General features: G+C 70.6%; 18 protein-coding genes. 2 read left to right on the top strand and 16 right to left on the bottom strand.

The window, feature by feature from the left end; translation table 11 throughout:
* Positions 1-18 precede the first annotated feature (18 nt).
* Entirely contained in the window at positions 19-1,050 is a 1,032-nt protein-coding gene (locus tag NE857_RS07230) for a FecCD family ABC transporter permease (RefSeq protein ID WP_254420293.1), read from the bottom strand.
* Between the two features lie 57 nt (positions 1,051-1,107).
* Complete coding sequence (locus tag NE857_RS07225) at positions 1,108-2,055, bottom strand: ABC transporter substrate-binding protein (protein ID WP_254420292.1); 948 nt, start codon at positions 2,053-2,055, stop codon at positions 1,108-1,110.
* A 652-nt stretch (positions 2,056-2,707) separates the two neighbouring features.
* On the opposite strand from NE857_RS07225, the gene NE857_RS07220 reads away from it, so the two are divergent.
* A complete protein-coding gene (locus tag NE857_RS07220) occupies positions 2,708-5,365 on the top strand; it encodes a S8 family serine peptidase (protein WP_254420291.1) in 2,658 nt (885 codons plus the stop codon).
* A gap of 76 nt (positions 5,366-5,441) precedes the next feature.
* Here NE857_RS07220 and NE857_RS07215 read toward each other — a convergent pair whose 3' ends face one another.
* The 12 genes from NE857_RS07215 to recG form a co-directional block, all read right to left on the bottom strand.
* Entirely contained in the window at positions 5,442-5,828 is a 387-nt protein-coding gene (locus tag NE857_RS07215; RefSeq protein WP_254420290.1) for a hypothetical protein, read from the bottom strand.
* 81 nt (positions 5,829-5,909) lie between these two features.
* A complete protein-coding gene (locus tag NE857_RS07210) occupies positions 5,910-6,308 on the bottom strand; it encodes a hypothetical protein (RefSeq protein WP_254420289.1) in 399 nt (132 codons plus the stop codon).
* Positions 6,309-6,320: 12 nt separating this feature from the next.
* Positions 6,321-9,866 carry a chromosome segregation protein SMC gene (smc, locus tag NE857_RS07205; protein WP_254420288.1) on the bottom strand — a complete coding sequence of 1,182 codons (3,546 nt, stop codon included), beginning with the start codon at positions 9,864-9,866 and terminating at the stop codon, positions 6,321-6,323.
* 447 nt (positions 9,867-10,313) lie between these two features.
* On the bottom strand, positions 10,314-10,505 hold the full coding sequence (locus tag NE857_RS07200) for a hypothetical protein (RefSeq protein WP_017580722.1): 192 nt from the start codon (positions 10,503-10,505) through the stop codon (positions 10,314-10,316).
* A gap of 366 nt (positions 10,506-10,871) precedes the next feature.
* Positions 10,872-11,159 carry an acylphosphatase gene (locus NE857_RS07195; RefSeq protein WP_301184314.1) on the bottom strand — a complete coding sequence of 96 codons (288 nt, stop codon included), beginning with the start codon at positions 11,157-11,159 and terminating at the stop codon, positions 10,872-10,874.
* A 222-nt stretch (positions 11,160-11,381) separates the two neighbouring features.
* Positions 11,382-12,236: a bifunctional DNA-formamidopyrimidine glycosylase/DNA-(apurinic or apyrimidinic site) lyase gene (mutM, locus tag NE857_RS07190; RefSeq protein WP_254420287.1), complete on the bottom strand. Its 855-nt coding sequence runs from the start codon at positions 12,234-12,236 to the stop codon at positions 11,382-11,384.
* A 3-nt stretch (positions 12,237-12,239) separates the two neighbouring features.
* Positions 12,240-12,986, bottom strand: coding sequence for a ribonuclease III (rnc, locus tag NE857_RS07185; RefSeq protein ID WP_254420286.1), 747 nt, complete (start codon positions 12,984-12,986; stop codon positions 12,240-12,242).
* A gap of 394 nt (positions 12,987-13,380) precedes the next feature.
* Complete coding sequence (rpmF, locus tag NE857_RS07180) at positions 13,381-13,557, bottom strand: 50S ribosomal protein L32 (protein ID WP_013151268.1); 177 nt, start codon at positions 13,555-13,557, stop codon at positions 13,381-13,383.
* A 135-nt stretch (positions 13,558-13,692) separates the two neighbouring features.
* Positions 13,693-14,238 (bottom strand): YceD family protein, encoded by a 546-nt coding sequence (locus NE857_RS07175; protein WP_254421904.1) that lies wholly within the window; start codon positions 14,236-14,238, stop codon positions 13,693-13,695.
* A gap of 479 nt (positions 14,239-14,717) precedes the next feature.
* Positions 14,718-15,206 (bottom strand): pantetheine-phosphate adenylyltransferase, encoded by a 489-nt coding sequence (coaD, locus tag NE857_RS07170; protein ID WP_254421903.1) that lies wholly within the window; start codon positions 15,204-15,206, stop codon positions 14,718-14,720.
* 241 nt (positions 15,207-15,447) lie between these two features.
* Entirely contained in the window at positions 15,448-16,014 is a 567-nt protein-coding gene (gene rsmD, locus NE857_RS07165) for a 16S rRNA (guanine(966)-N(2))-methyltransferase RsmD (protein ID WP_184369987.1), read from the bottom strand.
* 169 nt (positions 16,015-16,183) lie between these two features.
* Positions 16,184-18,403: an ATP-dependent DNA helicase RecG gene (gene recG, locus NE857_RS07160; protein ID WP_184369984.1), complete on the bottom strand. Its 2,220-nt coding sequence runs from the start codon at positions 18,401-18,403 to the stop codon at positions 16,184-16,186.
* A 374-nt stretch (positions 18,404-18,777) separates the two neighbouring features.
* Here recG and rpmB point away from each other — a divergent pair, with 374 nt between their 5' ends.
* Complete coding sequence (rpmB, locus tag NE857_RS07155; protein ID WP_026116537.1) at positions 18,778-18,963, top strand: 50S ribosomal protein L28; 186 nt, start codon at positions 18,778-18,780, stop codon at positions 18,961-18,963.
* 216 nt (positions 18,964-19,179) lie between these two features.
* Here the strand turns inward: rpmB and NE857_RS07150 are convergent, their stop codons facing one another.
* Together NE857_RS07150 and NE857_RS07145 are read right to left on the bottom strand one after the other, a co-directional pair.
* A complete protein-coding gene (locus tag NE857_RS07150) occupies positions 19,180-19,836 on the bottom strand; it encodes a cellulose binding domain-containing protein (RefSeq protein WP_254420285.1) in 657 nt (218 codons plus the stop codon).
* 200 nt (positions 19,837-20,036) lie between these two features.
* Positions 20,037-21,116 (bottom strand): thiamine-phosphate kinase, encoded by a 1,080-nt coding sequence (locus NE857_RS07145; RefSeq protein ID WP_301184313.1) that lies wholly within the window; start codon positions 21,114-21,116, stop codon positions 20,037-20,039.
* Positions 21,117-21,260 lie beyond the last annotated feature (144 nt).

The raw sequence follows: 21,260 nt of genomic DNA, 5'->3' as shown, positions 1-21,260 counted from the left end.
GGCACAACCCTGCCCGGCTCAGGTGCCCCGGTGGCGGGTCGTGCGAAGGATGAGGACGAAGAAGGGCGCGCCCAGGAAGGCGGTGACCACCCCGATGGGCAGTTCCGCGGGGGCGACGATGGTACGCGCCACGATGTCCACCGTGACGAGGAACGCGCCGCCCATCAGCACGGTGACCGGCAGGATGGCCCGGTAGTTGGAGCCCACGAGGCGGCGCACGATGTGCGGGACGACGATGCCGACGAAGCCGATGAGCCCGCTCACCGAGACGGCGGCCGCGGTGGCCAGGGAGGCGGCTGCGATGACGACCATCCGCACGACCCCGGGGTTCAGTCCGAGGCTGACGGCCTTGTCGTCGCCCAGGGCCAGCATGTCCAGCAGGTAGCCGCTGAGCAGCAGGACGACGATCCCCACGATCGCGTACGGCGCGATGAGGCGGACGTCGTCCCAGCCGCCGCGGCCGAGTCCGCCCAGCAGCCAGGCGTAGATGCGCTGGAGCTGGTCCACGCCCATCTGCTGGACGAGGGTCTGCGCGGCGGACAGGAAGGAGGAGACGGCGACCCCGGCCAGCACCAGGGCTGCGGTTCCCCCTCCCCCGGCGGTGGAGCCGAGCATGTAGGCGGCGGCCACCCCGGCGAGGGCGCCGAAGAAGGCGGCGACGGGAACCAGTGCGCGCGGGTCGGCGGTCAGCTCCTGGCCGAAGACCATCACCATGGTGGCGCCCAGCCCGGCCCCGGAGGCCGCACCGAGGAGGAAGGGGTCGGCCAACGGGTTGCGGAAGACACCCTGGTAGGCGCCGCCCGCGGTGGCCAGGAGGGCGCCGACGACGGCACCCATCACCACGCGGGGCAGGCGCAGCTCCATGAGGAGCGCCTCCTGCCGTTCGGTGAGCGGTGATTGCGCCCCGAACGGCAGGAGGCTGAGCAGGTGGCGGAGGATGTCCGCCGCGGAGATCGAGGCGGCACCCGCAGAGATACCGAAGACCCCGGCCACGAACAGTGCGACCGCACTGCCCAGGAGCCAGCCCAACGGCACCCCGAAGCCCTTCACGCCCTGCTCTCCCCGATCTTCGTGCTGCCGGTTCCCCTGCCGCTGCTGCCGTTACCGCTACTGGTCGGCGGTCTCGCTGACCGCTTCGCCGACGGCCTCGGCGAAGTCGACCACGCGCGGTCCCCAGCGGGAGGCGATGTCGGCGTCGAGGAGGTGGACCGAGTCGGTCTCGACCGCGGAGACGGTGTCGAAGGCCGGGCGCTCGGCGACGGCCTCGGCGGCGGCCTCGTCCCCGTAGGACAGGAAGATCAGGTCGGGGTTCTCCTCGACCACGAACTCCGCGGACAGCTGCGGGTAGCCGCCGCTCTCGTCGTCGTCGGCCTGGTCGGCGATGTTGACCAGGCCGAAGGCGTCGTAGATCTGGCCGACGAAGGTGCCGGAGGTCGCGGAGAAGAGCGTCTCGTCGAGCTCCTGGTAGAAGGTGAGATCGACGTCGCCGAGCTCGGCGAGGGTGGCTTCGACGACCTCGTTGAACTCGGTCTCGACCCGCTCGGCCTCGGCGTCGGCCTCCTCGGTGTTGCCGGTGACCTCGCCGAGCAGGCGAATCTGGTCGTAGACGCCGTCGAGGTCGGCGGCACCGCCCAGGACCAGGGTGGGGATGCCCACGGCGTCGAGCTGTTCCGCGGTGTCGATGGCGCTGTCGGAGAGGATCACCAGGTCCGGGTCGTACTCGCTGACCGCCTCGACGCTGGGCGTGAAGCCGCTGAGGTCCGTGGTGGGGGCCTCTTCGGGGTAGTTGGAGTACTCGTCGACCGCCTCGACCTGCTCTCCCGCGCCGATCGCGAAGAGCATCTCGGTGTTGCTGGGCGAGAGCGAGACGATGCGCTCGGGCTCTTCGTCGATGGTGAGCTCGCCGAGCACGTGCTCCACGGTGACCGGGAAGGCGCCGTCACCGGCGGGCTCGGTCCCGGAGCCGGAGTCGGGCTCGGGGTCGGAGGTGCCACAGGCGGTGAGGGCGAGTGTGACGCCCAGGAGTGCGACGGGAAGTGTGTGGGCGATCCGCACGGTGCGGTGCTCCTTCGGTGAGCCGGGGAAGAGCACGGCCCGGTCGGGGACGGCCGGTCCTTCCCACGAGGACGGGTTCGTCGGAACCGACGAGGCGGCCTGGCTCGTCCCCGTGCTCGCACACGGGGCCTCACAGTTGCGGGACAGCGCCGGGTTGGGCGGCCGGTTGCGGCCGCCGGACCGGACTTCGCTCGTTCGACACCGGTCGTGCCGCCGGAGGGCGGCGCAACCCCTCCACTGTACTGGGGGCCACAGCGGCACCAGGGGGCGCCCCACGCCCCCCTGCCCCTCCGTGATTCCTGCTCCGACCTGTGCTTTTCTTGGGCCGACGCAGTACGGAGCGGGATTCGGAACCGAGTCCCAGTGCGACCATTATGCGGAGATTATTACCCACAAGTACTTTATGTCCGCTTTATTAACTACTGAGCCCTCAGGGGAAACGTGCGCCACTAGAACCCACTGCGTGGCCATATTGAGTCTCAATCCACATTGACACCTTTATCGCACACAGCAATGATCTCGTTGCCATGCGCGCCGATTATCCGACTACGGACATGAAGCGGCGTATCCCCCGTGCGTGTACACCCGTACCCCGTGGGGCGTCGTTCCCCCAGTGTCCTGAGGCGCGCACGAGAAGGGATGTGTTGACAAGGTGGCACCCCACCGATCACGCCTGGCGCCGCTCGCCGGGCTGACCATGATCGCGGGCCTGGTAGCGGTCACACCGGCCAGCGCCAACGAGGGCTCGGAACTCGCACCCCTCCACCCGGCCCCGACCGCGGAAAACGGCGAACTGACCCACCAGGCTCAGGACCTGTGGTTCATCGAACTGGAGAGCCCGCCCACCTCAGAGGGCACGGCCTCCACGCGCATCGACGACGAGCACGCCGAATTCCACGCCGAGGCCGAGGACCACGGGCTCGAGTACACCGAGCGGCTGTCCTTCAGCGAGCTGTGGAACGGCCTCTCCGTGGAGATGGACGACGCCCAGGTGAGCACGGCCCGGGAGATCCCCGGCGTCGCCGCCATCCACCCCGTCGTCCGTCACGAGATCCCCGACCACGACGACAGCGAGCCGGAGATGGACACCGCGCTCGGCATGACCGGCGCGGACATCGCACAGAACGAACTCGGGTACTCCGGTGAGGGCCTGCGCGTGGCCATCATGGACACCGGAGTCGACTACACCCACCCCGACCTCGGCGGCCCGGGCGGTTTCCCGTCCGAGCGGGTGGTCGCGGGGTACGACTTCGTCGGCGACGACTTCAACGCCGGCGACCCGAACAACAGCACCCCGGCTCCCGGCAACGACCCCCAGGACTGCAACGGCCACGGCACGCACGTCGCGGGCATCGTCGGTGCCGAGGGCGAAGTCACCGGGGTGGCGCCCGACGTCGTCTTCGGTGCCTACAAGGTGTTCGGCTGCACCGGCTCCACCACGGCCGACATCATGATCGCCGCCATGGAGCAGGCGCTGGCCGACGACATGGACGTGCTCAACATGAGCATCGGCTCCGCGCACTCCTGGCCCCAGTACCCGACCGCCGTCGCCTCGGACAACCTGGTCGACGAGGGCATGGTCGTGGTCGCCTCCATCGGCAACTCCGGCGCCACCGGCCTGTACTCCGCCGGAGCCCCGGGCCTGGGCGCCGACGTCATCGGTGTCGCGGCCTACGACAACACCCACATCAGGGCCTCCTCGGCCGACGTCACCCAGAGCGGTGAGACCGTCGCCTACATGGAGATGGGCGAGGCGACCCCGCCTCCCGCCTCGGGGGAGACCGACGAGCTCGTGTACATCGGCCGGGGCTGCCTGTCCCTCGGCGACGAACTCGAAGGCGACCCCGAGGGCAAGACCGCGCTCATGATCCGCGGCGAGTGCACCTTCGCTGAGAAGTACGACGCCGCCCTCGGCGCGGGTGCCACGGGTGTCGTGATGTACAACAACATCCCCGGCATGTTCGCGGGCGGCGGTATCGTCGACCAGGGCGCCTTCGCCGTGGGTATCTCCGACGAGTCCGGTGCGCACATCCGCGAACTCCTGGAGGACGGCGGGCCGGTCACCCTCACCTGGACCGGCGAGGAGACCACGATCCCCAACCCGACCGGCGGACTGATCAGCAGCTTCAGCTCCTACGGCATGTCCCCCGACCTGGACCTCAAGCCGGACATCGGCGCCCCGGGCGGTCTGATCAACTCCACCTACCCGATGGCCAAGGGCGGCTACGCGACCGTCAGCGGCACCTCGATGTCCGCCCCGCACGTCGCGGGCGGCGTCGCCCTCCTCCTGGAGGCCCGCCCCGACCTGGACGCGCACGACGTGCGCGGCGTCCTCCAGAACACCGCCGACCCGACCGCCTGGTGGGGCAACCCGGGCATGGACGCCCTGGACAACGTCCACCGCCAGGGCGCGGGCATGCTCGACGTCCCCGGCTCGATCCTGTCCACCACCAACCTCTACCCCTCGAAGCTGCCCCTGGGCGCCACCGAGGGCCCGGTGACCGAGACCCTCACCATCGCCAACGACGGTGACGAGAAGGCCACCTACGAGATCTCGCACGAGCCCGCGCTGGGCACGCACGGCAGCACCTTCACGCCGTCCTTCAACGACGCCTACGCCGAGGCGGCCTTCAGCAGGACCGAAGTGACCGTCGAGCCCGGCTCCTCCGTGGACGTCGACGTCACCATCACCCCGCCCGCCCGGGATTACGCGCAGATGCTCTACGGCGGCTACCTCACGGTGACCGAGGGCGAGGGCGAGGCCGTCCGCGTTCCCTACGCCGCCTACAACGGCGACTACCAGGAGATCGAGGCGATGACCCCGATCACCGACGGGGACGGCAACGTGCACGAGCTGCCGTGGCTGACCCGCATCACCGGCTGCGACGTGTTCACCGGCCTGGAGTGCGCCGACAGCAACGGCGGCACCTTCGAGAACCAGCCCGACGGCGCCACCTACACGCTGGACTGGGTGGACGGTCTGCCGGACGTCCCGTACGTGATCGCGCACTTCGACCACCACGTGACCAAGCTCGAGATGATCGTCATCAACGAGCGCACCGGCCGCCCGGTGCACCCGGACCGCAACGTGGCGGTCGACGTGGACTACGTCAACCGCAGCGCCAGCAGCACCGCCTTCTTCAGCTACGCCTGGGACGGCACCGTGGTCGACTCGCGCGACCGCGTCACCGAGGTCCGCGACGGTAACTACCGGCTGGAGGCCCGAGCCCTGAAGGCGCTCGGCGACCCGGCCAACCCGGACCACTGGGAGACCTGGACCTCCCCGGTCATCACCCTCGACCGGGGCTGATCCACAGCCTCACCTGGGCCGTCCTCCGCAGTTCCGGGAGGGCGGCCCTTCACGTGTGCGAGAAGGGCGCACCCGATCAGGACTCCCCGTCCCTGGCGCGGGGAAGCCGGATGACGGCGTAGGCGAAGCACACCGTCGAGGGCACCGCCAGGGCCAGCGACAGCAGAGCCCGCTGTCGCTGGCGTTCCGAGCAGGAGCTGTCCACCCACTCCTGGCGGAGCATCTGCTCGATGTCCTCGCCCCAGTCGCGGCGGTCGTCCCACCAGGCGGGGCCCACCCACACGACCGGAGAGCAGCGCAACCGGTCCTCCTCCCCCGGCGGGGGCTGCACCCCGTAGGAGGTACCCAGGAGCAGCATCATGACGAACACACCGGAACCCCCGGCGACCAGACTGGCCCGGACCGCGCCAGGGTAGTCACGCATCCGCTGTCGGGCCCACAGCAGGAGGGGAATGAAGAACACGGTGTCCGTTCCAGAAAGGGTTCAGGCCAACCGCCAGGTTAGAGCGCCCGCCCCACCCGAGCCGTCACCAGGGTGCCCGAGTCATGGTGACCTCCGCCACGCGACCGCGATCGCGGCTGCGGTGGGGACCGCCACCAGCAGCCCCACGCCCAGGCGCTGGGTCCGGGCCTGCCCGCAGAGCTCGCGCACCAGGTGTTCGTCCGCCAGGACACGCGCTCCGCGATCCCACCCCGCGTCCGACGTGGTGAAGGGGTGCCCGGCGACCAGGACCGGGGCGCACCGCAGGTTTCCCTCGGCGGAACGGTAGGCGACGGGCGGCAGCGTCAGGATGACGAGCAGCAGCACCACCCCCGTGAAGGACGCGTACACGGGTGCCCTGCGGGTCGGACCCCAGTTGCGCCGGACGATCCACACCAGGAGCACGACGAGCCCGATCATCAGCAGCGTGCCGAAGAACAGTGAAGGGCGCAGCGTCAACATGGGTCCGCTTCCTCAGGCCGGACGGTCCAGCTTCTGGCTGATCACCTGGGAGATACCGTCACCCTGCATGGTGACGCCGTACAGGGCGTCCGCCGCCTCCATCGTGCGCTTCTGGTGGGTGATCACGATGAGCTGCGAGGACTCCCGCAGTTCCTCGAAGATCACCAGCAGCCGTTGCAGGTTGGTGTCGTCCAGGGCCGCCTCGACCTCGTCCATCACATAGAACGGCGAGGGCCGGGCCTTGAAGATGGCGGCGAGGAAGGCCACCGCCGTCAGTGAGCGCTCGCCGCCGGACAGCAGCGACAGCCGCTTGACCTTCTTGCCGGGCGGTCGGGCCTCCACCTCGATGCCGGTGGTGAGCATGTCCTCCGGGCTGGTCAGCACCAATTTGCCCTCGCCGCCCGGGAACAGGCGGCCGAAGATCGCCGCGAACTCGCGCTCCACGTCCAGGTAGGCGGAGGAGAAGACCTCCTGCACCCGGGCGTCCACCTCGGCGACGATGTCCATCAGGTCCCGGCGGGTCTTCTTGAGGTCCTCCAGCTGGGCGTTGAGGAAGGCGTGCCGCTCCTCCAGCGCCGCGAACTCCTCCAGGGCCAGCGGGTTGATCTTGCCGAGCTGGTTGAGCTGGCGCTCGGCCACCTTGAGCCGCTTGGCCTGCACCTCGCGCACGTACGGCAGCGGTACCGCGTGCTCGTCGGCATCCGCGGCCGGGGGCACCGGGACGCGCGGACCGTACTCGGCGATGAGGGTGGGCACGTCCACGCCCAGCTCCTCCATCGCCTTGGTCTCCAACTGCTCCAGACGCATCCTTCGCTCGGCGCGGGCGACCTCGCCGCTGTGCGCGGAGCTGGTGAGCTTCTCCAGTTCCACGGAGAGCTCCCGGACCCGGGCCCGCACCGTCTTGAGCTCGCCGTCGCGGGCCTCGCGCTCGCTCTCCGCCGCCACGCGTTCGGTCTCCGCCGTCGCCAGGGACACGGCGATCCGCTCCAGAGACAGCCGGGCGCTCTCCACGACAGCCTGGGCGACGGTGGCCTGGGCTGCCCGGTTACGGCGCCGCTCGGCCTCGCGCTCCACGGCCCGGCGCTCCTCCGCCGCCTGGGCGAGCAGCGCGTCCGAGCGGCCCGCGATCGACCGCGCCCGCTCCTCGGCGGTGCGCACGGCCAGCCGCCGCTCCATCTCGGTGGCGCGGGCCCGGGAGGCCAGGGCGGAGAGTTCGTCGCGGTGGTCGGCGTCGGGTGCTTCCTCCTCCACCGCGGCGGCGATCTCCTCGGCCTCCGCCAGCTCCTCCTCCAGACGTTCGAGCTTGTGGGCGTCCTCACCGCGCGCGGCGGCGGCCTTGGCGGCGGCCGCGGCGTAGCGTTCGGACTCGGCCTCGGCGGAGCGGGCCTGGCCGCCCAGCTTGCCCAGGCGCTGCGCGGACTCGTTGCGCTTGCGGTCGCTCTGGCGGCGGCGGGCGGTGATCTCGTCCGCGGCGGCGGCGGTCTCGGCGCGCTCGCGCTTCTTGGCCTCCAGCTCCACGGCCACGCGCTTGGCGGACTCGGTGGCGGCCTCCAGGCGTTCGGCGGCTTCGTCGACGGCGGCCTGGACCTCCAGGAGGCTGGGTGCGGCGGCGGTGCCGCCGTGGACCATCTCGGCGGCGAACACGTCGCCCTCGGGGGTGACCGCCCGGACCCCGGGCAGGGCGCTGACCAGCTCCCGTGCCGCCTCCGCGCCAGGTGCCAGGACCACCCGGTCGAGCAGCGCGTGGACGGCGTCGGACAGGTGGGCCGGAGCGGTGACGGCGTCAGCCGCGTAGCGGACCCCGCCGGGCGGGGACGGCCACTCAGCACGATCAACAGCCGGGATGGCCCGCGCGATCACGATCCCGGCCCGGCCCGCGTCCTCGGACTTGAGCAACTCCAGGGCGGCGGTGGCACTGGCCTCGTCGCGAACGGCGACCGCCCCGGCGGCCACCCCGAAGGCGGCGGCGACGGCGGTCTCGTGACCGGGGTCGACCTGCACGAGGGCGGCGAGGCCGCCGAGCATGCCGGGCAGCCCGGCCTCCAGCAGGGTTCCGGCACCGTCCTTGTGCGCCAGGCCCAGTTCGAGGGCCTCCTTGCGGGCGGCCAGCGCGGCGCGCTCGCCCTCCGCCGTGCGCTCAGCGTCGCGAAGTTGGTTGAGCTCGGCGTCCACGGCGGACAGCCGACGGGCGAAGCGCTCCTGGGTCTGGTCGAGTTCGGCGTCGCCCTCGTCCAGTCCGGCGGACTCCTCGGCGGCCATCTCGTACTCGGCCTGGGCGGTGGCGGCACGCTCGGCGGCCTGCTGGGCGGCCTCCTCCAGCCGGGTGATCTCGGCTTCGTTGGAGGCCAGCCGCCCGCGCAGACTCTCCGTCCGGGCGCTCAGCCGGACGATGCCCTCGCGGCGTTCGGCTGCGGCACGGGAGGCGGACTCCAGGCGGCGCTCCTCGCGGTGCAGGGCGTCCTCCGCGGCGGCCCGCTCGGTGACGCTGGTCTCCAGGACCTCGCGGGCCTCCTCCAGCCGGGTCTGGAGCTCCTCCTCCTGGGCGGCGGCCTCCTCGGCCTCCATCTCCAGTTCCTCGGGGTCGCGGCGCTGGATGACCTCGCCCTGCACGGCGACCAGGTTCTGGTGGCGTTCGGTGGCCAGGCCGCGGACGGCGTCCAGGCGTTCGGTGAGGCGGGACAGCGCGTGGTAGGTCTCGGTGGCCCTGGCCAGGGCGGGGGCGGCCTGCTGGGCGGCCTCCTCCAGCTCGGTCTCGCGTTCCTGGGCCTGGTTGAGGGAGGTCTCTGCGGCGCTACGACGCGTCAGGACCTCTTTCTCGTCCGCCTCCTCCTTGGCCAGTTGCTCCGTGAGGGTGACGATGTCGTCGGCGAGCAGGCGCAGCCGGGCGTCGCGCAGGTCGGCCTGGATGACGGCGGCCCTGCGGGCGAGTTCGGCCTGGCGGCCCAGGGGCTTGAGCTGGCGGCGCAGTTCGGCGGTCAGGTCCGTGACGCGGTCCAGGTTGCCCTGCATCGCGTTGAGCTTGCGGATCGCCTTCTCTTTGCGCTTGCGGTGCTTGAGGATTCCGGCCGCCTCCTCGATGAGGGCGCGGCGTTCCTCGGGGCCGGCGTGCAGGACGGTGTCCAGCTGGCCCTGGCCGACGATGACGTGCATCTCGCGGCCGATACCGGAGTCGCTGAGCAGGTCCTGGATGTCGAGCAGACGGCAGGTGTCGCCGTTGATCGCGTACTCCGAGCCGCCGTTGCGGAACATCGTCCGCTTGATGGTGACCTCGGTGTAGTCGATCGGCAGGGCGCCGTCGGTGTTGTCGATGGTGAGGCTGACCTCGGCGCGGCCGAGCGCCTGGCGGGTGGAGGTGCCCGCGAAGATCACGTCCTCCATCTTGCCGCCGCGCAGGGACTTGGCGCCCTGCTCGCCCATCACCCAGGACAGGGCGTCGACGACGTTGGACTTACCGGAGCCGTTGGGCCCCACCACACAGGTGATGCCGGGCTCGAAGCGCAGGGTGGTGGCCGACGCGAACGACTTGAAGCCGCGAAGCGTCAGATTCTTCAGGTACACCCGCGCCTCCCACGACGGTCACCGTTCTCGCCACGGGCGGTTCACCTCGGGGCCGACAACAAGGGTGCCATGAAGCGGTGACCGAAGGGGGTCGTTGAGCGCACACAGGGCCGATGAGCTGCGCCACCGTGGCCTCGGCACGGACCCGGGACATGGGGAATGCGAGGGAATGCCCGTAAGGGGGATGTCCGGCGGGCACGGAGGGTTGCGTAAAAGCCCGCCGGGTACAACGGTAAAAGAAGCCGCAAGTGAAGGGAAAGAAAAAGCGGCGGCTCTTCATGTGTTCAGGTAAGTACTGCTCAGGCAAGCACTGCGGCAGGTGAACACCGCGTGCTGTGCGGTGATCCGGCCAGGGACGCCAGTCGTGCGTTCGGCGTCCCCGTCAGTGGATCATCAACGGTGTGTCGTGTCCGGGCCGATACCACGGTCCCTCACGACGACACGGTGTCAGGCGAGCGCGGGCTCGCGGTCGGTCGCGCTGGCGGCGACGTCGGTGACGGCCATGCTGAGCTGGTCGTTCTGGGCCTGAAGACGGCTGATCTCGTCCTCAAGGTCGCGTACCCGCTTCTGAAGCCGTCGCATCTCCGAGACCATCCGAGGGTCGGAGCCGCCGACGTGGCCAAACAGAGCCTTCGCCATGATGTGGGTCCTCCACGCTGAGTGACCAGTGGTGATGCGCGCATACGTGACCCCGTGTTTTTCTCGGCCCCGCGGAGGGCCGACTTCACGGGCTGAGGATGCGCGGTGTGCATCTCAGAGTCTCACTCTGCGCGCCACTGGTCAAGATTGGATTACAACAGTCCGCAATGACCACATGCCAGGCAGAAAGAACCAGGGCATGTGATATCGCACGGTACGAACGTGATCCACCCCCGGCGGTGACGCCGGTACGCACGGCCCTGACTCGGCTTGCGCGGTGGTCCCCGTGTGTCGCGGCGCCCGTCTACTACCGGATCTCAACCGCCCCACGGTCGATGCTCGAACCGCGTTACCCTTCCAGTATACTCACCGTTCGACGAAACCGTCGAAGGAACCCCGCGGTGGACCCCAGTGTTCGACCACGGAATCGACCTTTCCGGGCGTTTTGCCGCTTCTCAGGTGCCCCAGGAGTCGCTCACATCCCTCGCGGGAGCCCTCCGCGACGACCTCCACCCGACCGTCGTCGAGGTTGGTCGCGGCACCCTTCAGCCCTTCCTCAAGCGCGCGAGCCCGCGTCCACCAGCGAAAACCCACTCCCTGGACCCGGCCGCGCACCCACGCCATCAGCCGGACCCGCTCTCCCTCTCGCCCCACAGCCCCAAACTCTCCCTTACCTCACGGAGACACTTTCCTCACCGACATGCCGAGAAACGCTCTTAAGGCACTTAATCCGACATACCAGGCACCCGAGTGGCCTGTGTGGCCATGGTGATCACTGTGTCCTGTGGCCGCCGAGACCTGGACGTGCCTTGGAGACCCCCGGGCCGTGCCGCTGTGCCCGTCGCGGACACTCCCTCCGCGAACGCGTCCACTGCCTCAGCCGCGGGAACGCGGGGCCCGCTGGCAGCCCGGGCAGCTGAACGACGAGCGGTTCATGAACGCCTCGCGCACGATCAGCGTGCCGCAGCGGCCGCACGGCCGGTCCCGCCGCCCGTAGGCGTTGAGCCCGCGCTCGAAGTAACCGCTCTCCCCGTTCACGTTCACGTACAGCCCGTCGAAGGTGGTACCGCCGACCTCCAGGGCCTCGGTCATCACGTCGGTGACGTGGCCGAGCAGCTCCCGGCCCTGGGCGCTGGTCAGCCCCCGAGTGGAGCGGGCCCAGTGCAGCCGCGCCCGCCACAGCGCCTCGTCCGCGTAGATGTTGCCCACACCGCTGATCAGCGACTGGTCCAGCAGAGCGCGCTTGACTTCGGTCCGCTTGGTGCGAAGCGCCCGGACGAACGCGTCCGGGACGAACTCGGCGTCCAGCGGGTCCAGGGCGATGTGGTCCACCGAAGACGGCACCTCGGCACGCTCACCCCGCTGGTCCAGCAGCAGGTGGCCGAAGGTGCGCTGGTCGACGAAGCGCAGTTCGTTGCCGTCGTCGAGCGACATGCGCACCCGCAGGTGCTTCTCGTCCGGCTTGCCCTGGGGCTGCACCAGCATCTGCCCGCTCATGCCCAGGTGGACCAGGAGCATGTCGCCGCTGTCCAGCACCAGCCACATGTACTTGCCGCGGCGGCGGACCGCGGTGGGCGTCTGCCCGCTCAGCCGACCCGCGAAGTCCGCGGGGCCGGGCACGTGGCGGCGGACCGAACGCGGGTGCAGCACTTCGACGGCACCGATCGCGCGCCCCACGGCGTGGTCGCTCAGACCGCGCCGGACCACCTCGACCTCGGGAAGTTCAGGCATCTCTCAGCCCTGCCCCTGCCCGCCGGCCTTGCCCTTCTCCGCAGCCTTGTCGGCGCGCGCCCGGATGGCCTTCCAGGCGGACTCCGCGGCCTGCTGCTCGGCCTCCTTCTTGCTGCGGCCCTCGCCCAGGCCGTAGCTCTCCCCCGCGACCCGGACGGTGGCGCGGAAGGTCTTCTGGTGGTCGGGGCCGCTCTCGTCCACGTGGTACTCGGGCACCCCGAGCATCTCGGCGGCGGTGAGCTCCTGCAGGGAGGTCTTCCAGTCCAGCCCGGCGCCCAGCCCGGAGGCGGTGGCGATCAGCGGGTCGAAGAGCCGGTGCACGAACTCCGAGGCCGTGTCGAGACCGCGGTCCAGGTAGACCGCGCCGATGATGGCCTCCAGGGTGTCCGCGAGGATCGAGGACTTGTCCCGGCCCCCGGTGCCCTCCTCACCGCGGCCCAGCCGGATGTACTCACCGATGCCCAGCCCGCGCGCGACGTCGGCGAGGGCGCGCATGTTCACCACGGCGGCGCGCAGCTTGGCCAGCTGCCCTTCGGGCAGGTCCGGGTGCTTGCGGAAGAGGGTGTCGGTGACCACCAGGCCGAGCACGGAGTCCCCGAGGAACTCCAGGCGCTCGTTGGTGGGCAGGCCGCCCTTCTCGTACGCGTAGGAGCGGTGGGTCAGGGCCCGGAGCAGGATCTTGGGGTCGACCTCGACGCCGATCGCACGGTGGAACGACCTGGCCTCGGAGACGGAGAGTTGGCTTGCCACGCGAGTTCGCTTCCCTGTTGGGCGCGCCGGTGTGCGGCGCGCGGAGGTAGAGGAATCCCTCGGCCCGACCAGGACGCTCGAAAACGAGGTGATCGTCGCGGGAGCTGGTTCGCTCCCCCGGCGGCCACCACGATCCTCGGGAGCCCTTACGGGGTCAGGATCACCGGTGTCCCGGAAACGCGGAAAGTGTTCTCCCCGACGTTTCCCAGAGCACTCTACCTGGATGTAGCGAGAGTGCCCCGGCCTTCGGGCCGCCGGTGGGGCCGGGCCCGCCCCGCCGTGCCCTCCTCCCCCCCCGGGCAGCACAGCGGGGCGGGCCCCTCAGTGGGGTCCGCCCCGATGGCGTTCGGGAGTGTGGAATCGGGTGCTGGACCCGAAGCCTGTCACTTCCGGGTTAGGCCGGGTTGGTGACCTGGCGGTTGTTGTAGGTGCCGCAGGTCGGGCACGCGATGTGGGGCTGCTTCGGGTCACGGCAGCGCGGGCAGTTGACCAGCACCGGGCGCGACGCCTTCCACTGGGAACGGCGGGTCCGGGTGTTGCTCCGCGACATCTTCCGCTTCGGGACGGCCACTTCAATCCTCCTGGGTCACCCCCGCGCGGTCGCGGGAGGTCGCTTATCTGGTCACCCCGCGCGCTGTGGCGGGGAGGGTGTGCTCCGGTCGTCAGCGGTGCCCGGCGGGTACCGCGCGCGATCGGCGCACTGGTCTTACTGCTGCTCGGGTTTCTCCGCGATCTCGCGGAGAGCTTCCCAACGCGGGTCCACACCGTCGCCGTGCCCGTGCTCGGGTCCGGCGTCGGCGAGTTTGGCACCGCACTCGGCGCACAGGCCGGGGCAGTCCGGGCCGCACAGCGGTGAGAGTGGGAGAGCGAGCACGACGGCGTCTCGAACCACTGGTTCCAGGTCGAGCAGATCGCCCTCTAGATAGTAGTCCTCATCTTCGTCGTTCGCGCCTTCGTCGCCCCCGGGGCTCTCCTCGTCGTCGGCGGCGTAGCGGTACATCTCCTGGAAGCCGGCTTCCAGCTCCTCGGACAGGGGGTCCAGGCAGCGGGAGCACTCCGCGGTGAGGCGACCGCGGACGGTTCCGGTGACCAGGACGCCCTCCATCACCGCCTCAAGACGCAGGTCCAGCTCGGTCTCCTGCCCCTTGGGCACGCTGGCCATCGCCGTCTCGAACGCGTCGGGGACGGTCACGATTCGGTTGACGGTCCGCATCGACCCCGGCTGGCGGCCCAGCTGGCGGGTGTCGACCACGTACGGGTCACGGGCATCTAGACGAGTCAGGGTGATCGCGCTTTCAGGAGAGTTCCGGGTGCCGGGCACACGCTCACCGAGGCACGCGGCATCGGAAGTATCGCGGTGGTGCTGACCGGCCTGAGCGCACGCCGAAGACCGGCGACGCCCATGGTCGAACCCAGATTCTACCTACCATGTCCCCGACCACCCAAATCAGCCCCTGGTTCGGGCGCCGGGGAGGCCGATCTCCTGCGACACAGTGCGAGAGGAGTCAAGCCGCTAGCGGGGTACGAGCGTCGGGCGCCGACGACGATGCCGTGTTGCCTTGGACACAGGCCCCTCCGCGAAGGCGCCGAACAGCGGAGGAACCGTCGCGCGCCAGCGCGCCCGTTGAGGGCGGTGGCGGGCGACGGGCGGGGAAGCGGAGGCCCCAAGCAAGCAAGCGGCTCTGCGTGTGGCTCCGGGGGTGTCCTCGGGCCGGCGGCGGGAGTGCCGGGTCAGCCCTGGGCGCGTTCGGCGTACTTCTCCTTGAGGCGCCCCTGGACATAGGGCGTGACCAGGCTGGAGACGTCGCCGCGGTGCTGGGCGATCTCCCGGACCAGACTGGACGACAGGTACGAGTACTGCGGGTTGGCGGTCATGAACACGGTCTCCACACCGGAGAGCCGGTAGTTCATCTGCGCGATCTGGAGCTCGTAGTCGAAGTCGCTGACCGAGCGCATACTGCGCACGATGGTCTCGACGCCGTTCTCCCGGCAGAAGTCGACGAGGAGTCCGTCGAAGTCGCTGACCCGGACGTTGCCGAACTCGGCGGTGCCCTCGCTGAGCATGTCGAGCTTCTCGGGGACGGTGAACAGCCCCCGCTTGTTGACGTTGTTGAGTACGGCGACGATGACCTCGTCGTACTGCTTGGCAGCTCGACCGATGATGTCGATGTGACCGTAGGTCACCGGGTCGAAGGAACCCGGACAGACGACTCTGCGCACGGTGGACCGCCCCTCTCCAGAACTACTCACGGGTACCGCGATCGTAGGGGCTCACCCTTGTAGCAATTCGGGCAACACCCACTTAGTAACCACCAGTGCCCAGATTCACCCCAGGTTCACCCCGGGGAGGACACGGCAGCCCCACCGCTACGACACGTGCGGGTCGTCTGAACCTTCCCGCGTGGAACTTCGGAAAACGTCGCCTATGCCCGGTTTTCGGCTTCCCGGTCCGTGACCGCCCCTACTCGGTGGTGCGGGCGTACCAGAGGATCGCCTCGCCGTACTTGCGGCTGCGGTCGCGCTCGATCCCCTCGGGCCAGGCCGGTTCCGGGGTCCGCTTGGACCGCTCCACCACGAGCACCGCGTCCTCGGCCAGCCACCCGTGCTCGACCAGGGCGGACAGCACCGAGGCGACCTCGTCGTCGGTGACCGCGTAGGGCGGGTCGGCCACCACCAGGTCGTAGGGGGCGCCGAGGTTGCCGCGGGCCAGTACCCGCTCCACCCGGTCGGCGGCCAGCTCGGCGCCGGGCAGCCGGAGTGTGGCGATGTTCTCCTTCACCACCTGGGCCGCCTTACGGTCGGCCTCCACCAACAGGGCGTGCGAGGCACCCCGCGAGAGGGCTTCCAGGCCGATCGCGCCGGAGCCCGCGTAGAGGTCCATGACCCGGAGCCCGTCGAGGGGGCCGAGGTCGGACTGGACGGAGGCGAACAGGGCCTCACGGGCCCGGTCGCTGGTGGGTCGGGTGGTGCGGCCGTCGGGGGCGGAGATGCGCCGTCCGCCCGCCGCCCCGGCGATGATGCGGGTCATGGCCACCACGGTAGTGCGGTTCGGGGCACGCACCTGACCACGGGCCCGCTCCCGGGCACGCCGGAGCGGGCGGGAAGCGAAGCTCCCCCGGTATCGGGTCAACACCGGGGGCGACCATCCCGCCGGGGAGGGTTCTCCGCCTGTGGACCACTCCTCCCCGGCGGACGGCTCAGGTCTTGTCGAGGTACTCGGCGCGGTCCTCCGGGAGGAGGGCGGTGAGGGCGTCGGTGAGGGGCGGGTGGCCGGTCAGGTCCGGGTCGCGGGCGACCAGGCGGGTGGCTTCCTCGCGAGCCTCGCCGATGAGTTCCTCGTCCTTGACCAGAGTGAGCATCCGCAGGCTCGAACGTGCTCCGGACTGCGCGTCGCCGAGCACGTCGCCCTCACGGCGCATCTCCAGGTCGGCGCGGGAGAGCTCGAACCCGTCCGTGGTCGAGGCGACCGCGGCCAGCCGTTCGCGGGCGGGGCTGCCGTCCTCGGACTCGGTGACCAGCAGGCACAGGCCGGGCAGCTGCCCTCGGCCGACCCGGCCGCGGAGCTGGTGCAGCTGGGAGATACCGAACCGGTCGGCGTCCATGATCGCCATGACCGTGGCGTTGGGTACGTCCACGCCGACCTCGATGACGGTGGTGGAGACCACCACATCGGTCTGGCCGCAGGACAGGCGACGCATCACCGCGTCCTTGTCGTCGGGGGCCATCCGGCCGTGCAGGGCCTCCACCCGGACGTCGGCCAGCGGGCCGTCCTTGAGGCGGGCGAGCACGTCCAGGACCGCGAGCGGCGGGCGGGCGCCCGGGGGCGCGTCCTCGGCCGGGGCGTCGATCTCGTCTCCGGACTCTCCCCCGCCGGAGCCGTCCGTGCCGTCGCCGATGCGGGGGCAGACCACGAAGGCCTGGCGTCCCTGTCCGACCTCCTCGCGGATGCGCTCCCAGGCGCGGGTGAGGAAGTGCGGTTTCTCGTGGGCAGGGACGACGTGGGTGGAGACGGGCGCGCGGCCCTTGGGCAGTTGGGTGAGGGCCACCACGTCGAGGTCGCCGTAGACCGTCATCGCCACGGTCCGCGGGATGGGTGTGGCGGTCATCACCAGGACGTGCGGGCGGCCGTCCCGGGCCTTCTCGCGCAGGGCGTCGCGCTGTTCCACGCCGAAGCGGTGCTGTTCGTCCACGACCACCAGGCCCAGGTCGGCGAAGGACACGTGCTCCTGGAGGAGGGCGTGGGTGCCCACGACGATCCCCGCGTGCCCCGAGGCCGCGTCCAGCAGGGCCTCCCGGCGGGCGGCGGTGTTCATCGAACCGGTGAGAAGGGCCACCCGGGTGGCGTTCTCGGCGCCGTCGATCTGTCCGGCGCGTCCCAAGGCCCCGAGCATCGCGCCGATGGAGCGGTGGTGCTGCTGGGCGAGGACCTCGGTGGGGGCGAGCATGACGGCCTGGCCGCCCGAGTCCACCACCCGCAGCATCGCGCGCAGCGCCACCAGGGTCTTGCCCGCGCCCACGTCGCCCTGGAGCAGGCAGTGCATGGGGTGGGTGGCGTCGAGCCGTTCGGCCAGGCGGTCGCCGACCTCGCGCTGGCCGTCGGTGAGGGTGAAGGGCAGCTGGGCGTCGAAGGCGTCGAGGATTCCGCCGTCCGCGCCGGGGCGGGGGACGGCGGGCAGTTCCTCGGCCTGCTGGCGGCGCTGGGCCAGAACCAGCTGGAGCACGAACGCCTCGTCCCACTTCAGGCGGCGTTTGGCCGCGCCCGTCTCGGCCCAGTCGGCGGGTCGGTGGATCTTGCGGAGCGCCTCGTGGACGCCGAGGAGCTTCTTGTCGGAACGCAGCTCCGGGGGCAGCGGGTCGGGGATGTCCACCGCGTAGTCCAGGGCCACCCCGACCGAGCGGGCGATGGTGGCCGAGTCCAGGCCCTTGACCGCCGGGTAGACGGGGATGAGCTCGTTGGCGTAGGCGCGGGCGGCCTCCCCCTCCATCCCCTCGTCGTCCAGGAGGACGTACTCGGGGTGGTCGAGCTGGCGGCGGCCCTTGAAGGTGGAGACCCGGCCGGAGAACATGGCCAGTCGCCCGGGGACGAGGGTGTTCTGGTGGTGGGAGCCGCGGTTGAAGAAGGTCAGGTGCAGGCGGCCGGTGCCGTCGGTGACGGTGGCCTCCATCATGTCCATCCGGCGGCGTCCCTGCCGGGCGGGGATGGTGCGCCGCCGGGCGTCCAGGACCTTGGCCTGCACGGTGACGTCCTCGCCCTCCCGCAGGAGTGCGAGGTCGGTGAGTTCGCCGCGGCGGTCGTAGCGGCGCGGGTAGTAGCGCAGCAGGTCGCCGAGGGTGTGCAGGTCGAGTTTGTCGGCGAATGCCTTCGCCGTCCTGCCGCCGAGAGGTCCTTTGCGCAGCGGCTCGTCCCAGGTGCTCACTGTGGTTCCCGTCCTGGCCTCGTGGGGTCGCCCGTCAACGCCACGGTAGACCTCCGGTGCGACGGACGGGGCCAGGAGCGGAGTTGGCGCCCGCCCACCCCGACAGGGGTATACTCGTCAGAGTTCATCGTGTTTTCGCCATGCCCGCGTGGCTGATCTCGATGCTCCGGTGGGTTGGTGCGGCTTCGGCCGCGCCGTGTTCCACCGTTGCGCGTACGGGCGCCTCCCAGTGGTCTGATTCCACCTTCGGGCATGTCCGTCGTGTACTCTTCCACGGTTGGCGTTCGCGCCGACCTGCCCACCCGACCTCTTCCGGTCGGATGAACCTCGCGTGCGGCGACGTGCGCGATCCCGAGCACTTGAATGGAGTTACCGTGGCTTCCGTCTGCGACGTCTGCGGCAAGGGACCAGGGTTCGGTAACAGTGTTTCCCACTCGCACCGTCGCACCCGCCGCCGCTGGAACCCCAACATCCAGACTGTTCGCACCAAGGTCGGTGGCACGCCCAAGCGCGTGAACGCCTGCACCTCGTGCATCAAGGCCGGCAAGGTGACCCGCTAGGGCTCCCTCCCGCCAGTAGTCTTCGAAGCGCCCTCCGACTCCGGTCGGGGGGCCTTCTCGTTGTCCGGGGACCTGTCGTCCGGGCAAGCCCGCGCGAACACGTCTTCACGATGTAGGCCTTCACCGGGACGTTTCCTGTGAATGGTGTGACGCCTGTGCCCGGGGTGGCTCCCGTTGACCGTGAGGCAGCAGGAGCCCGAGGTCGCAGACGCTGGATCACAGATCGCAGACGTGCCCGTTGAGGGAGCAGCGCACGGGGCTCTGGGAGGCGCCGATCGCGTCGAAGGTCAGTGAGACCGACGCACCGGGCTCCAGCTGGCCGTCCGGTCCGGACGCGCGGGCCAGGATTCCGTCCCCCAAGGGCTCCCAGTCGGCGTCGTGCACCGCGGTGACCTCAGCGGTCTCGAAGGCCAGGGCCAGTTCCCAGGTGTCGAGGGTGGTCTGCGAGGTGTTGGTGACGGTGACCCGGCCGGTGAAGCCGACGGACGTGGCCTCCACCACCTGGTACACGACGGTGGTGGGCTCGGCCCCGGCCTGGGTCTGCGGTCCGGTGCTGCCGTCCCCGGCCGAGGCCCCCTCGCGCTCGGGTCCCGGGGACGCGTCATGCGTGGGTTCGACGCCGTCGTGCGGGCCGGGGGCCTCCGTCGCGCCGGGGGTGCCGCCGAACTGGAGGTAGATCTGCGTGGTGCTGTAACCGAACAGGAGCAGCCCGAGGATCACCCCGGAAACGACGAAGACGTTGAGCAGTCTCGGGGGTTCCACCCTTTTGGGAACGGTGCTGCCGAGGAGTCCGCCGATTCGCCGCAGGGCACCGGCGTCTTCCGGTTCGCTGCGGTGGGCTCCACGACGAGGGCTGTACCGTCGCCTACCCATGCCGCCCCATATACCGCCTCTCGCCGCTGATCTTCTGACCTTCCCCATCCCTGGCCCGCTGTTTCCTCCGGTCAGGGGTGTTCCTCGCGCGGATCGTCGCGGACCGGAGTCCCACGAGGCCGGACGGCCGCCCGAAAGGCAGCGCTGGCCGCGTCGGCAAAGCCTAGCGCGATCACCAAACAGGACAAATCCAAACAGGCCTAATCCCGCCGAAAATGATCCCATCCGCCGTTTTCAATCACGTTCTGGTCCACGGTGACGCGAGTACCGCTGCTTTCCGCCCCGGTCCCCGGAGCGTCGCCCACGGTTCCCACCACGTGCCAGTGCTCGGGTAGCCGCACCTCGGGTGGGAAGACCGCCGCGAGCGCGTGGTCCTCCCCGCCCGACAGCATCAGGCGGCGGGCGGCGTCCACAGCCTTCCCCGCCGGGGCCCCGAGCACACCGACGGCTTCGAGGAGCGCGGGATCGGGCCGGAAGGCGTTCGAGTCCAGATCGATACACACCCCGCTGGCCCGGCAGACGTGCCCCAGGTCTTGGACCAGACCGTCGCTCACGTCGAGCATGGCGGTCGCGCCCAGCCGGGCCGCCTCGGGCCCGGCGGCGTAGGGCGGGCTCGGCCTGCGGTGTTCGGACAGGCACTGGGCGAGGCCGTCGGTCGCCCCGACCGGAACCTCACCGGCTAGAGCCCCTCCGGCCTGCCCGGCCGAAGTTTCCCCCACCGGGGTCCCCGCCGCCGCGTCGCTCCGCTCCAGCAGGGCCAGTCCCGCGGCGGACAGCCCCAGGTGCCCGGTGTAGGCGACCACATCCCCCGTCCGTGCGCCCTCACGCCGCACCGGGGAGCGCCCCTCCAGGTCACCGAGGGCGGTGATGGCGATGGTGAGGGTGTCCGAGCCCACCGTGTCGCCGCCGACCACCGCTCCCCCGGCCAGCGCGCACTCGTCGCGCACCCCGGCGGTGAACTCCTCGGCCCAGGCCAGCGGCAGCTCGGGCGGCGCGGCGAAACCGATGAGCAGCCCGGTGGGCCGGGCGCCCATGGCCACGACGTCGGCGTAGTTCTGCGCCACGGCGCGGTGGCCCACGTCCCGGGCGCTGGACCATTCCCGTCTGAAGTGGCGGCCCTCCACCAGCAGGTCCGTGGTCGCGACCGTGCGCCCGTCCGGCGCGGCCACCACGGCGGCGTCGTCGCCGGGGCCGAGGATTACATCGTCCGTCCTGGGGAATTGGCTCGTCACGCGTGCGATCAGAGCGAACTCGCCAAGGCCCCCAATAGTGCTCAACACAGAGATCAGGGTACGGTGACGCTCCGGCGCAGTGGTCTAGACCCCGTGGTCAAGCCCCACGTTCGGCATTCCTCCGCCTTCATCTGCGCCTTTTGGCCAGAGATGGCCAGGGATACGTCCGCTCGACCTCACGCCCGGCACAGC

It is taken from the genome of Nocardiopsis exhalans, from assembly GCF_024134545.1.
Taxonomy (GTDB): domain Bacteria; phylum Actinomycetota; class Actinomycetes; order Streptosporangiales; family Streptosporangiaceae; genus Nocardiopsis; species Nocardiopsis exhalans.
The sequence above is the reverse complement of the archived record's forward strand: the minus strand, read 5'-3'. Positions and strand labels throughout refer to the sequence as shown.

What these genes read in the sequence shown, in the direction of transcription:
- rsmD (WP_184369987.1), bottom strand. Translation starts at nt 16,014, where the DNA reads ATGACCCGCATCATCGCCGGGGCGGCGGGCGGACGGCGCATCTCCGCC.
- mutM (WP_254420287.1), bottom strand. Translation starts at nt 12,236, where the DNA reads ATGCCTGAACTTCCCGAGGTCGAGGTGGTCCGGCGCGGTCTGAGCGAC.
- NE857_RS07150 (WP_254420285.1), bottom strand. Translation starts at nt 19,836, where the DNA reads ATGGGTAGGCGACGGTACAGCCCTCGTCGTGGAGCCCACCGCAGCGAA.
- NE857_RS07200 (WP_017580722.1), bottom strand. Translation starts at nt 10,505, where the DNA reads ATGGCGAAGGCTCTGTTTGGCCACGTCGGCGGCTCCGACCCTCGGATG.
- NE857_RS07210 (WP_254420289.1), bottom strand. Translation starts at nt 6,308, where the DNA reads ATGTTGACGCTGCGCCCTTCACTGTTCTTCGGCACGCTGCTGATGATC.